The sequence below is a fragment of the Nonomuraea dietziae genome, assembly GCF_014195505.1.
Classification (GTDB): Bacteria; Actinomycetota; Actinomycetes; order Streptosporangiales; family Streptosporangiaceae; genus Nonomuraea; species Nonomuraea roseola.
Genome location: NZ_JACIBV010000001.1, coordinates 7,522,453 through 7,534,450, shown reverse-complemented (window position 1 = coordinate 7,534,450; position 11,998 = coordinate 7,522,453). Strand labels below are relative to the sequence as shown.

Below are 11,998 nucleotides of genomic sequence, written 5' to 3'. Positions count from 1 at the left end.
CATGCGCCTTTCCGCTCGTGTCGACTACGCCCTCCGTGCCGCCGCTGAACTCGCCGCAGCAGGCGCCGGCCCGACCACCGTGGGCGAGCTGGCGAAAGAGCAGGACATGCCGCCCAAGTACCTGGAGAACATCCTGCTCCAGATGCGCCGCGCGGGGCTCGTGCGCGGGCAGCGAGGGCCTGAGGGCGGCTACGTGCTCGCGCGTCCCGCCGCGGAGATCTCGCTGGCCGACGTGATCCGCGCGGTCGACGGCCCGCTGGCCAACGTCAGGGGCGAGCGTCCCGAGCACGTGGGCTACCGGGGGCCCGCCGAGTCGCTGCAGCAGGTATGGATCGCCCTGCGCGCCACCGAGCGGGCCATCCTGGAGGAGGTCACGCTCGATCAGGTCGCCACCGGCGCGCTGCCCGAGCGGGTCCGCTCGCTCGCCGCCGACCCCGCCGCCTGGGACTGACGGCTCGCCCACCAGAACGACAGCAACGCCACGAGCTCCGCGGCGGCGGCGCCGACCGGCAGCGCGCCGGGGCCGTACCCCTCGATCAGCAGGCCGCCCAGGGCGCCGCCCGCCGACACCCCCACGTACACGGCGCTGCTGTTGAGCGCGAGCGCCTGCGGTCCCGCCTCTCCCGCCAGCGCCAGCAGGCGCGCCTGCGCGGGCGGCGGGATCCACCACGAGGCGACGGCCCACACCAGCAGCAGCGGCAGCAGCCCGAGCAGCGGCAGCGGGCGCAGCAGCCAGCAGGCGACGAACGCGGCCATCACGACGGTGAACGCCGTGACCCCGACAAGGAGCGCCCTGTCGGCGCCCCACCTGTCGGCGGCCCTGCCGCCGAGCTGCCCACCGGCGAGTCCCGCCACGCCCGCGACCGCGAACACCACGCCGAGCTCGGCGGGGCCGGTGCCCGCCAGGTCGCGGAGGAAGGGCGCGAGGTAGGTCATGACCATCATGCTGCCGAGGACGATGGCCGTCACGCCGAACAGCCCCGCGAGCACGGGCGCCCTGCCGAGCGGCGCGAGGCGGGCCCTGATCGGCATGGCGGGCTGAGCGGGCGCGTCGGGCAGCGTCGCCATCACCGCCACCAGCGAGATCAGACCCATCAGCGCGCCGAGTGCGAAGGTGGCCTGCCAGCCGTACGCGCCGCCGACCCAGGTCCCGATCGGCACGCCGAGCACGAGTGAACCGGTGAGCCCGCCCATCACCAGCGCCAGATAGCGGCCCTGCCTGCCCTCAGGAGCCAGGGAGGTGGCGATCGCGTACGCCGCGGGCACGACGGCGGCCGCCGCCAGCGCCGCCAGGACCCTGAGCCCCATCAGGGCGGCGTACGACGTCGCCAGGGCGGCCGCGCCGTTGGCCCCCGTGAACACCAGCAGCGCCCAGAACATCAGCCTCCTGCGCGGCCAGGTGGCGGTCACGACCGAGGCGACGGGCGCGGCCAGCGCGAAGGCCAGGGAGAAGGCGGTGACCAGCTGACCGGCCGCCGCCTCGCTCACCCTGAGGGCGGCGGCGATCTCAGGCAGCACCCCGGCCACCACGTAGTCGTCGGTGGCGAAGGTGAACGTGGTGAAAACCAGCGCCGCCGGCCAGGCGCGGCTCATGATGCCTCCATAAGGGTAACGAGCGTTTCCCTATAAGGTAACACTCGTCACCCTCATACTGCTCCGCGAACGAGAGGCCCTGCCGAGGCCCCCCACTCCCGCGGGGGCTCGCTTCCCGGGGCCCGGACTTCCTAGGGGAGCGGGCTTACTGGAGGGGCGGGCTTACCGGAGAAGCGGCCTTCCTGAAGGAGCGGATTTCCTGAAGGAGCGGATTTCACAAGCGCATTCCTGGAGGCGCGGCTGTCTCGGGTGCGCACTTCCCAGGGGCGCGCGTTTCCCAGGGGCGCGAGAGACTGGAAGCTCACAAGGCCCGAGGAGGCGTGCGGTGAAGGGGGAGGGTGTGGCGAGGACGGCGGATCCACGGCGGCGGGCCGAGTTGCTCGACTCCATCGTCGACTACCTGGCCGATCATGGCCTGTCGACGCTGTCCATGCGTCCGCTGGCCGAGCACCTGGGCAAGAGCACCAGGGTTCTCACCCACCACTTCGCCGACAAGGAGGAGCTCCTGTCGGCGACCATGGAGCGCCTCGACGCCCGCCACCGCGCCTGGCTGCGCGAGCTCCCAGGATGGCAGGGCGACGACAGCGTCGGCACGATCGTCAGGCGCACATGGGACTGGCAGCTCCAGGAGGACAACCTCCCCGTCGCCAGGCTCATCCGCGAGATCGAGGGACTGGCTGCGGGGGGCCGTCTCGCGGGACACGTGCCAGGACTGCTGGCCGACCGGTCGGCGTTCGTGGCAGAGCTGCTGTGTGAGCGCGGTGTCCCCTCGGCCGACGCGCTGCGCATCTCCACGCTGGTCAACGCCGCCTACGCGGGGCTGATGAACGACTTCCTCACGACCGGGGACCGTCCGAGGGTGGAGGCAGCCCTCGACGAACTCACCGCGCTCGTGGACACGTGGGTGAGCGCGCATGCCCGAGGGTGACGCCGTCTACAGGACCGCGCGACGGCTGCGGGAGGCGCTCGACGGCCGCGCGCTGACCAGGTCCGATTTCCGGGTGCCGCGCCACGCCACCGCCGATCTGACCGGCCGTACGGTCCTGGAGACCACCTCGTACGGCAAGCACCTGCTCACCAGGGTCGAGGGCGGCCTGACGATCCACACGCACCTGCGCATGGACGGCCGCTGGGTGGTCATGCCGGAGGGCCGCCGCATGCCGGGCGGTGACCTGGTCAGGCTCGTGCTCGCCAACGCCGAGTGGCAGGCCGTGGGTGTCAGGCTGGGCATGGTGGATCTGCTCAGGACCGAGAGGGAGGACACGGTGATCGGCCACCTCGGCCCCGATCTGCTCGGCCCTGGCTGGGATCAGGCGGAGGCGGTGCGGCGGCTGCGGGAGCATCAGGACACGACGATCGGGGAGGCGCTGCTCGACCAGCGCAATCTCGCAGGGATAGGCACGATCTACCGCGCCGAGACACTGTTTCTTAGGGGGGTGTCGCCCTGGCGTCCCGTCGGGGGCATCGATGACCTCGACGGCCTGGTCTCGCTGGCGCGGCGGCTGCTGGAGGCCAACAAGCACCACGCGAGCACGGTCACCACGGGTGATCGCCGCCGTGGCTACGAGACGTGGGTTTATGGCAGGGCAGGCAGACCCTGCCGCCGATGCGGATCTCGCATCAGGCGAGGAGAAATGGGATCACGACCGCAGGAACGCCTCATCCTGTGGTGTGACCACTGCCAGCGGGACTGAGCCCCACCGGCGCTCAGGCCGCGACCATGTCCTTGACTTCGGGGAAGACCGAGTCGGAGATCGACCCTGGCACTGTCTCCGACAGCGGCAGGCGCTCGCGCTCGGGAACGTCCGCGAGCACAGGAGCGGCCTGGAGCTCCGCCAGCGCGAACTGGTCGGAAACCTCACGCAACACCTGCGACAGGGGGACACCCAAAGCACCACAGATCGAGGCAAGCAGCTCGGAGGATGCCTCCTTCTGACCACGCTCCACCTCGGACAGGTAGCCCAAAGACACGCGCGCCAGCGTCGACACCTCGCGAAGGGTGCGTCCCTGCCGCACCCGCAGCCGCCTCAGAACGTCTCCAAGAAGCTGACGCAGCAGAATCATCTGTCGCTCCCTCCCCGGCGCGGTGGTCTTCACCGTGCCATGCGCGATCGGATCGTGCCGCCCGTTTTTCTTCTTCGCTTCGTACATACTCCTCGCCGTCATCATCGGGCGCCTGCGCGGATCGTTGGGCCCGCCAGCCTGGCTCGCGGGGCTTGCAGATGGCTCACGGACCTCACTCACAGCTCCACCGTACCTGTATCCACCGACACCGCGTCAGACCGTGGTTCGCATGTTCGCTCGGGACGTAACACGGTAATCACCCGGAATGTTCCCCCATGTTCGCCTTCAGCACACCTGCGAGGAGATCTACAGCCTCGTCCACGGTCCTCTCCCTGATGCGTCCTCGCGACCCTCCGCGAGCCAGTTCGCGGTGCCAGATCTGGCCCTCAGGGCCGCTCAGCGCCACGTGAACGGTGCCGACCGGCTTCCCGTCCTGCGGGTCGGGTCCTGCCACCCCGGTGACCGCCAGGCCGTACGTGGCGCCGCAGAGCCTGGCCACCCCCCGCGCCATCGCCGCGGCCACCTCGGGGTGCACCGCCCCCTCCCTCTCGAGCAGCTCTCCCGGTACGGCCAGCAGCTCGCGCTTCAGATCGGTGGCGTAGGAGATGACGCCGCCCCTGAAGGCCGCGGAGGCGCCGCCCATCGCGGTGAAGGTCGCCCCGAGCAGACCGCCGGTGAGCGACTCGGCCACCGCGAGCGTCGCGCCCTGGCCGATCAGGAGGCGGATGACGCCTTCGGCGCCGAGCACGTCGGTTCTCATCGGCTCACTCCGCTCTGGCCCGCTTGGCCACCTGCCTCAGCCTGATCGCGCGGACGACGTAGTCGGCTCCCGTGACGACCGTCACGACCAGCGCGGCCCCCATGACCACCCAGCGCAGCACGTCCGGCACCCCGGGCAGGAGGTAGAGCACGATCGCGGCGATCTGCAGGGCGGTCTTGACCTTGCCGCCGTAGCTGGCCGGTATGACCCCGTGCCTGATCACCACGAACCGCAGCGCCGTGATGCCGAGCTCGCGGGCGAGGATCACGAGCGTGACCCACCAGGGCAGCTCCTGGAGTACCGACAGGCTCACCAGCGCCGCGCCGGTGAGCGCCTTGTCGGCGATCGGGTCGGCGATCTTCCCGAAGTCGGTGATCAGGTGGTAACGCCTGGCCAGCTCGCCGTCCAGATGGTCGGTGAGCGAGGCCACGCCGAACACGACAAGGGCGGCCACCCGCCACCCGTCGCCCGGCAGGAACAGGCAGATCACGAAGAAGGGGACGAGCGCCAACCGTAGGACCGTGAGGACGTTGGCGATGTTCCACGGACTTACCACGCGGCGCTCGTCAGGGGTCATGGACCGGCCTTGATCCGGGCGATCAGATCGACCCCCTCGGCGTCCATCACGACCGCCCTGACGATCTGGCCGGGAACCAGACCGATGCCCTGCACGGTGACGGAGCCGTCGACCTCGGGGCCCTGGTGGGCGGCCCTGCCCTCGTAGCCGCCGTCGCCGAGGTCCTCGTCGATCAGCACGTCGACCTCGGTGCCGATGCGCTCCTCCGCGCGCTGGGAGGTCAGCTCCTCGGCCAGCTCGGTCAGGATGCGCACCCGCTCGTCGACGACCTCCTGCGCCACCTTCGACTCGAACGTCGCCGCCTCGGTGCCGTCCTCGTCGGAGTAGCCGAAGACGCCGATGACGTCGAGCCTGGCCTCCTCGAGGAAGCCGACCAGCTCGCCGAACTCCTCGTCGGTCTCGCCGGGGAAGCCCACGATGAAGTTGGAGCGCACGCCCGCCTCTGGAGCCTTGGCCCTGATCTGCTCCAGCAGGCCGAGGAAGCGCTCGGGGTCGCCGAAGCGCCGCATCCTGCGCAGCACGGTGCCGCTGGCGTGCTGGAAGGACAGGTCGAAGTAGGGCGCGATGCCCTCACTGGCGGCGATGACGTCGAGCAGCCCAGGGCGCAGCTCGGCGGGCTGCAGGTAGCTGGCGCGCACCCGTTCGATGCCCTCGACGGCGGCCAGCTGCGGCAGCAGCTTCTCCAGGGCGCGCAGGTCGCCCAGGTCCTTGCCGTAGGAGGTGGAGTTCTCGCTCACGAGGACCAGCTCCCTGACCCCGCGGTGGGCCAGCCAGTCGGCCTCGGCGAGCAGTTCCTCGGGCGCACGCGAGACGTAGGCGCCGCGGAAGGCGGGGATGGCGCAGAACGAGCAGCGGCGGTCGCAGCCCGAGGCCAGCTTCAGCGAGGCCACAGGGCTCTCGTCGAGCCGCTTGCGCAGCACGCGAGGACCGCTGGCCGGCGCCAGGCCCGCCGGCAGGTCGCCATGGCCCGGGATGTTGGTCTTGGCGGCTGAGGCGCGCTCGACGGGCGAGATGGGCAGCAGCGTGCGGCGGTCGCGCGGCGTGTGCGGCTTGAGCGCCTTGCCGGCGAGCACGTCGTCGAGGCGCTCGCCGATCTCGGTGTAGTCGTCGAAGGAGATGACCGCGCTGGCCTCGGGCAACGCCTCGGCCAGCTCGTTGCCATAGCGCTCGGCCATGCAGCCCGCGGCGACCACCTTGGCGCCCGAGTCCGCCGCGGCCAGCAGCGTGTCGATGGAGTCCTTCTTCGCCGAGTCGATGAAGCCGCAGGTGTTGACGACGACGACGTCTGGGTCGTCGTCACCCAGCTGCCAACCGGCAGCGTCGAGTCGCGCGGCGAGCTCCTCGGAGTCGACCTCGTTGCGCGCGCAGCCCAGAGTGATCAGCGATACGGTTCGGCGGGATGACATGGTGGACACTACGGTATCGGCACTTGGCCACTACCGTCGCACCTCCCCCGCACTAGTCACCTCGGACGAGGCGTCGCCGGACCGTAGGAGCGCCTGACCAACTCGCCGCTGGCTCCCGGTGTGCCCAGGTTCCTTCCGTTGACCTGCAGCGAGACCGCCCCCGCGTCACGCAGCACCAGATTGAGCCCCGTCTTGGCCGTCCAGGTGTCGCTGCTGCCCGCCCTCAGCGTGCCGGCGAAGAGGCGCTTGCCCTCCGAGTCGCGCACGTTGATGTAGGACGAGCGGTTCGCCTTCACCTTCACCACGACGAGGTCGCTGTCGTTCTGCGTCGACTGCGCCGCCGTACGGCGCGCCGGAGCAGGCCGGATGGGCGCGTTCGGCGGCACGGTCGGCCCCGAGGAGGACACGGGTGTGATCTCGGCCGTGGGGATCTGCCCCGTGCCGCCCATGACCTTGACGACCCCGAAGACGACCACGATGGCCAGCGCGACGCCCAGCGCCATGGTCCAGTTGGGTGAGCCGCGCTCGCGCAGCTTGACGCCCTTGCTGCTCTGGAAGACGGTCGCGGCCTTCACCGGCCTCGGCAGCCCGCCGTGCTGTTCGTTGTAGAGATGGACCATGGCCTCGGGGTCGAGCCCGACCGCCTTGGAGATGGCCTTGATGTGGCCCCTGATGTAGAAATCGCCCCCGCACAGTGAGAAGTCGTCCCGCTCGATGGCGTACAGCAGCGCCTCTCGAATCTTCGTGACGCCGCTCAGCTGCGCGACAGTCAGCCCTGCCGTGTGCCTGGCCTCGGCCAGCACCGTTCCGATGGTCTGTTCGTTCACGACGAACGCCTCCCCGCCCCCGACGTTGCGTAGTTACCCATATTCAATCAGTAACCGGGGGCAAGGGTGCGCAGGGGTCACTCCCCGCGCAAGTCGGCCAGCAGTCCGGGCAGATCGTCGGGCTTCAGCAGCACCTCGCGAGCCTTGGATCCCTCGCTCGGCCCGACCACGCCACGCGACTCCAGCAGGTCCATCAGCCTGCCCGCCTTGGCGAAGCCGACCCTGAGCTTGCGCTGCAGCATCGAGGTGGAGCCGAACTGGGTGGTGACGATCAGCTCGGCGGCCTGGATGAGCACGTCGAGGTCGTCGCCGATCTCCTCGTCGATCTCCTTCTTGACCGCGACCGCCGCCACGTCGTCGCGGTACTCGGCCTGCATCTGCTGCTTGCAGTGCGCGACGATCCCGGCGATCTCCTTCTCGGAGACGAAGGCGTTCTGCAGGCGGATCGGCTTGCTGGCGCCCATCGGCAGGAACAGCGCGTCGCCCTGGCCGATCAGCTTGTCGGCGCCGGGCTGGTCGAGGATGACCCGCGAGTCGGTGAGGCTGGAGACGGCGAAGGCCAGGCGGGAGGGGACGTTGGCCTTGATCAGACCGGTGACCACGTCCACCGAGGGCCGCTGGGTGGCGATCACCAGGTGGATGCCGGCCGCGCGGGCCAGCTGGGTGATGCGGACGATGGAGTCCTCCACGTCGCGGGGGGCGACCATCATGAGGTCGGACAGCTCGTCGACGATCACCAGCAGGTAGGGGTAGGGCTGGTAGACCCGCTCGCTGCCGGGCGGCGGCACCAGCTTGCCCGCGCGCACCGCCTTGTTGAACTCGTCCACGTGCCTGAAGCCGCTGGCGGCCAGGTCGTCGTAGCGGCGGTCCATCTCCCCCACCACCCACTCGAGGGCCTCGGCGGCCTTCTTCGGGTTGGTGATGATCGGGGTGATCAGGTGGGGGATGCCCTCGTAGACCGACAGCTCCACGCGCTTGGGGTCGACCAGCACCATGCGCACCTCGTCGGGCGTGGCGCGCAGCAGGATCGAGGTGATCAGGCCGTTGACGCAGACGGACTTGCCCGCGCCCGTCGCGCCCGCGATGAGCAGGTGCGGCATCTTGGCCAGGTTCGCCACGATGGTGCGGCCCTCGACGTCCTTGCCGAGCCCGACGATCATCGGGTGGTGGTCGGCCTGCGCGACCTGCGAGCGCAGCACGTCGCCGAGCGCCACCAGGTCCTTGTCCGCGTTCGGGATCTCGACCCCGATCGCCGACTTGCCGGGGATCGGGGAGAGGATGCGCACGTCGGCCGACTTGACCGCGTAGGCGATGTTCTTGGTGAGCGCGGTGACCTTCTCCACCTTCACGGCGGGGCCGAGCTCGATCTCGTAGCGCGTGACGGTCGGCCCTCTGGTGAAGCCGATCACCTGCGCGTCGATGGTGAACTGCTCCAGCACGCTGGTCAGCGCGTTGACCACCGTCTTGTTCGCCTTGGTCTCCTGCTTGGGCGCGCTGCCGGCGCTCAGCGACTGCAGGTCGGGCAGGATGTACGGCCCCGCCTGCGGCGACAGCACCAGCTGCTCGACCTTGCGCGGCGCGGGAGTCGGCTCGGGCGCCGCGGCCACGACCGGCTTCGGCGGCTCGGGGGCCTCCTGCGGCTCGTCGTCCACCAGGCCGGGCACGATCTCGGGAGAGTGCTTGTCCTTCTCGGCGATCACCGGTGTGTCGTACGGCTTCACGCCGTCGGGCAGGTCGGGCTTCTTGCTCCTGACCCGCTTCCTGACCTGCTCGCCCTGCTTGGGCGTGCCGCTCTTCTCGAACAGCATGTGCCGCAGCTCGCCCAGCCGCTCGGGAATCCTGTGCACGGGCGTCGCGGTGATCACGAGCACGCCGAATCCCGACAGGAGCAGCAGCAGCGGGATCGTCACCCACGCGGGCAGGATGCTGGCGGGCGGGGCCGAGACGATGAAGCCGACCATGCCACCGGCGGCCGACACCTTGTCCATGCCGTCAGTGGAGTCACCCGCCGGGTACGGCACGTCGTTGACCACGTGGATGACCCCGAGCACGCCGGTCAGCAGCGCGCCCCAGCCGATCACCATGCGGCCGGTGTCGGCGTTCTGGTCGGGATGGCGCAGGAAGCGCCAGGCCAGCAGGCCGAGCAGCAGCGGGATCGCCCACGCCAGCGAGCCGAACACGCCGTGCGCGACGGCGTTGACGACTTCGGAGACCGCGCCCCTGGACTGTCGCCAGGTCATGGCGGCCAGCACGATGGCGCCGGCCAGCACCGCCAGCCCCACGCCGTCGCGTCTGTGCACGGGGTCGAGTTCGCGCGCCTGGTTGCCCAGGGCTCTGGCGGCTCCTCCTATGCCGTTGGCCACCAGCATCCACAGCCCCACGATCAGCTTGCCGATCATGGTGAAGACCCAGCTGATCGGGTCCTGGTGGGTGGCGGGGGGTCTGCGGGCCGACGCCGTCGTCTTCGCCTTGGGTCTCGCGGAGGACTGGGCGGTCGTCCGCTTGGCCGGAGTCGAGCGTGACGAGGTCGACCGCTTCGCCGGCCCCTTCGATGCGCTTTTCGGCGTACGGGTGGCCATGATGCCAAAGGTACGTCGGAGACGGGGGCGATGGCGTGGAGGCTCGCCGATATCCCTTATGTCGGGGTCAGGATGGAGCGTCCTCCGTCACGGGCGGGCGCTGCGGTCGACTCGCGTACGACCAGGTGGGTCTCCAGCCTGGCGAGCGTGGGCGTGCCCGCGTCACCCGCGTTGACAGCGGCCAGGAGCAGATCGACGGCCATGCGGCCCGCGGCGGCGGTGGGCATCGTGATCGTCGTGAGCTTCGGCCTGTTGAGCCTGCCGGGCAGGCTGTCGTCCACGCCGATGACGCTCACGTCACCGGGGACGTCCACCCCGCGCTCCCTCAACCCCTCGATCAGGCCCAGCGCGACCAGGTCGTTGTAGCACAGCACCGCCGTCACACCCGAGGCCGCCACCGCCCGCGCGGCGGCCAGGCCGCCCTGCTCGGTCGGCTCGTTCGGCCCCATCACCACCAGCTCGATGTCGCGCTCGCGGGCGGCGAGCGTGGCGGCGGCCAGCATCTCCTCGCTGGTCCAGGAGGACTGCGGGCCTGTCAGCAGCGCCATCCTGCGATGACCCAACCCCGCCACATGCTCCACCGCCACCCCAGCACCCTGCCCCACATCCATCAACACCGTCGTCAAACCCTTCAACCGACGATTCACCACCACAAAAGGCACCTGCGCCCGCAACCGCTCGATCACCCGATTCGACAACCGCGGACTACACAACAACACCCCATCCACCTGCTTGCACAACGTCTCGATCAACTCCTGCTCCAACAACGGATCCTCATCGGTGTCCGCCACGAACACGTGATAATCCCGCTCCCGCGCCTGAGCCTGAGCAGCCTTGATCAACGGCGGAAAAAACGGATTCGCGATATCCGCCACAATCAACCCCAAATTATGCGTCCGCCCCGTCGTCAACGCCCGCGCCGCACGATTAGGCCGATACCCCAACCCCTCAGCCACCGCCAACACCCGCGTACGCGTCTCCGCGTTCACCAGATGCGGAGCCGAGAACGTCCGCGACACCGTCGAGACATGCACCCCCGACGCCCGCGCCACATCCCTGATCGTCACCGCCACGCCGTACCTCCGTCTGCTTTCAAATGGCGGGCGAGCCAGCCGAAGACCCGCTCCTGCGCGACGAGGCCGAAGCTGTGCCCCGCGTCGGCGAAGACCCCTGTGTAGCCGGCCGGAGCCCGCCGATAGTGTGCCGCGATCATCGCATGTGCCCGCCGCATCCCGCTCAGCGGCAGGATCTCGTCGCGCTCGCCGTACCAGACGAGCAACGGCCTCGGAGCGCCGCTCGCGACCAGGTCAGGAAGATCGCACAGCCGGGACAGCCCCGGCGGGTACAACATCCAGGTGTGGCGGGCCACGAAGCCGTCGAGCAGGTCGCGGTAGGAGGAGATCATGGCCACCACCGCCACCGCCTCGACGTCGGGGTCGAAGGCTCCGAGCAGCGCGGCCCGCAGCCCGCCGCCCGACAGGCCCGCGCAGCCGACGGCACCGACGTCGGGACGCGAGCGCAGGTAGGCCGCCGCGGCGAGGTCCTCCCCCGCGACGACGCCCGCGTACGAGGTGCCCAGCACGGTGCAGTACTTGGCCAGCACGTGCTCGTGGCGGGCGGCCGCCACGTCGTAACGGTCGGCCTCGCTGAGCGGCGCGTCCAGGTCGTCCGGCACGCCGTCCGGCATGTCGGCGGCGGGGAACCTGCGGCTGCCCCAGCCGAGCACGTCGGGCACCAGCACCGTGAACCCGCGCAGGGCCAGCTCCGCCGCCCATGCCCTGCCGTCGTAGAGCGTGGCTCTCAGCCTGGCGACCTCGGGTGAGGGACCCTCGGGGCCGTCGGCGATCTTCTCCTTGCCCGCCCACTTCATCCCCGCGTGGCAGTGCAGCGCGACGACGCCGGGCAGCACGCCGTCCGCGGCGCGCCTCGGGCGCAGCACGTAGGCGTGTGTCCTCGGACCGAATCCGACCTCCCACGAGACCTCCTCCCCCGACAGCTCGCCCGCCGTCCAGGTTCGCTCGGTGCGCACGTGCGCGGCGGTCAGAGCGAGCACGCCCAGCGCGTCGCGCGCCCTGTCGCGCAGGTCAGGGGCCGGTGGGGGGAACAGCTGCCGTTGCGTCATGGCGATCTCGGCGAGCCCGGAGAAGTCGCCGAGGTGTCGCAGGCGACTCGAGTCGAGAGGGCCGGGCACG

Annotated in this window: 12 protein-coding genes; 3 read left to right on the top strand and 9 right to left on the bottom strand. The window is 70.4% G+C overall.

What is annotated here, in order from left to right; genetic code table 11:
* Window position 1 precedes the first annotated feature (1 nt).
* Complete coding sequence (locus FHR33_RS35945) at window positions 2–451, top strand: RrF2 family transcriptional regulator (RefSeq protein WP_183657517.1); 450 nt, start codon at window positions 2–4, stop codon at window positions 449–451.
* Here the strand turns inward: FHR33_RS35945 and FHR33_RS35940 are convergent.
* Complete coding sequence (locus FHR33_RS35940; protein ID WP_183657514.1) at window positions 382–1,593, bottom strand: MFS transporter; 1,212 nt, start codon at window positions 1,591–1,593, stop codon at window positions 382–384. The genes FHR33_RS35945 and FHR33_RS35940 overlap by 70 nt on opposite strands.
* 325 nt (window positions 1,594–1,918) lie before the next feature.
* Here FHR33_RS35940 and FHR33_RS35935 point away from each other — a divergent pair, with 325 nt between their 5' ends.
* Together FHR33_RS35935 and FHR33_RS35930 are read left to right on the top strand one after the other, a co-directional pair.
* Entirely contained in the window at window positions 1,919–2,521 is a 603-nt protein-coding gene (locus FHR33_RS35935) for a TetR/AcrR family transcriptional regulator (protein ID WP_312895872.1), read from the top strand.
* Window positions 2,508–3,287 (top strand): DNA-formamidopyrimidine glycosylase family protein, encoded by a 780-nt coding sequence (locus tag FHR33_RS35930; RefSeq protein ID WP_183657511.1) that lies wholly within the window; start codon window positions 2,508–2,510, stop codon window positions 3,285–3,287. The genes FHR33_RS35935 and FHR33_RS35930 overlap by 14 nt, the downstream gene beginning before the upstream one ends.
* Before the next feature lie 13 nt (window positions 3,288–3,300).
* Here FHR33_RS35930 and FHR33_RS35925 read toward each other — a convergent pair whose 3' ends face one another.
* The 8 genes from FHR33_RS35925 to FHR33_RS35890 all read right to left on the bottom strand — a co-directional run bounded on the left by FHR33_RS35925 (window position 3,301) and on the right by FHR33_RS35890 (window position 11,997).
* Entirely contained in the window at window positions 3,301–3,657 is a 357-nt protein-coding gene (locus FHR33_RS35925; protein WP_183660494.1) for a helix-turn-helix domain-containing protein, read from the bottom strand.
* A 256-nt stretch (window positions 3,658–3,913) separates the two neighbouring features.
* Window positions 3,914–4,417 carry a CinA family protein gene (locus FHR33_RS35920; RefSeq protein WP_183657508.1) on the bottom strand — a complete coding sequence of 168 codons (504 nt, stop codon included), beginning with the start codon at window positions 4,415–4,417 and terminating at the stop codon, window positions 3,914–3,916.
* Window positions 4,418–4,421: 4 nt separating this feature from the next.
* A complete protein-coding gene (gene pgsA, locus FHR33_RS35915) occupies window positions 4,422–4,994 on the bottom strand; it encodes a CDP-diacylglycerol--glycerol-3-phosphate 3-phosphatidyltransferase (RefSeq protein ID WP_183657505.1) in 573 nt (190 codons plus the stop codon).
* Window positions 4,991–6,400 (bottom strand): 30S ribosomal protein S12 methylthiotransferase RimO, encoded by a 1,410-nt coding sequence (rimO, locus tag FHR33_RS35910; RefSeq protein WP_183657502.1) that lies wholly within the window; start codon window positions 6,398–6,400, stop codon window positions 4,991–4,993. Before rimO ends, pgsA begins: the two co-directional genes overlap by 4 nt.
* 56 nt (window positions 6,401–6,456) lie before the next feature.
* A complete protein-coding gene (locus FHR33_RS35905) occupies window positions 6,457–7,227 on the bottom strand; it encodes a helix-turn-helix domain-containing protein (protein ID WP_183657500.1) in 771 nt (256 codons plus the stop codon).
* 77 nt (window positions 7,228–7,304) lie between these two features.
* Complete coding sequence (locus FHR33_RS35900; RefSeq protein WP_183657498.1) at window positions 7,305–9,806, bottom strand: FtsK/SpoIIIE family DNA translocase; 2,502 nt, start codon at window positions 9,804–9,806, stop codon at window positions 7,305–7,307.
* Window positions 9,807–9,862: 56 nt separating this feature from the next.
* Window positions 9,863–10,879: a LacI family DNA-binding transcriptional regulator gene (locus FHR33_RS35895; protein WP_183657496.1), complete on the bottom strand. Its 1,017-nt coding sequence runs from the start codon at window positions 10,877–10,879 to the stop codon at window positions 9,863–9,865.
* Window positions 10,870–11,997 (bottom strand): alpha/beta hydrolase family protein, encoded by a 1,128-nt coding sequence (locus tag FHR33_RS35890; RefSeq protein WP_183657494.1) that lies wholly within the window; start codon window positions 11,995–11,997, stop codon window positions 10,870–10,872. The genes FHR33_RS35895 and FHR33_RS35890 overlap by 10 nt, the downstream gene beginning before the upstream one ends.
* Between the last annotated feature and the right edge of the window lies 1 nt (window position 11,998).

Coding starts and splice junctions, on each gene's coding strand:
- pgsA (WP_183657505.1), bottom strand. CDS start 4,994: ATGACCCCTGACGAGCGCCGCGTGGTAAGTCCGTGGAACATCGCCAAC.
- FHR33_RS35920 (WP_183657508.1), bottom strand. CDS start 4,417: ATGAGAACCGACGTGCTCGGCGCCGAAGGCGTCATCCGCCTCCTGATC.
- FHR33_RS35925 (WP_183660494.1), bottom strand. CDS start 3,657: ATGATTCTGCTGCGTCAGCTTCTTGGAGACGTTCTGAGGCGGCTGCGG.
- FHR33_RS35930 (WP_183657511.1), top strand. CDS start 2,508: ATGCCCGAGGGTGACGCCGTCTACAGGACCGCGCGACGGCTGCGGGAG.
- FHR33_RS35900 (WP_183657498.1), bottom strand. CDS start 9,806: ATGGCCACCCGTACGCCGAAAAGCGCATCGAAGGGGCCGGCGAAGCGG.
- FHR33_RS35945 (WP_183657517.1), top strand. CDS start 2: ATGCGCCTTTCCGCTCGTGTCGACTACGCCCTCCGTGCCGCCGCTGAA.
- FHR33_RS35940 (WP_183657514.1), bottom strand. CDS start 1,593: ATGAGCCGCGCCTGGCCGGCGGCGCTGGTTTTCACCACGTTCACCTTC.
- rimO (WP_183657502.1), bottom strand. CDS start 6,400: ATGTCATCCCGCCGAACCGTATCGCTGATCACTCTGGGCTGCGCGCGC.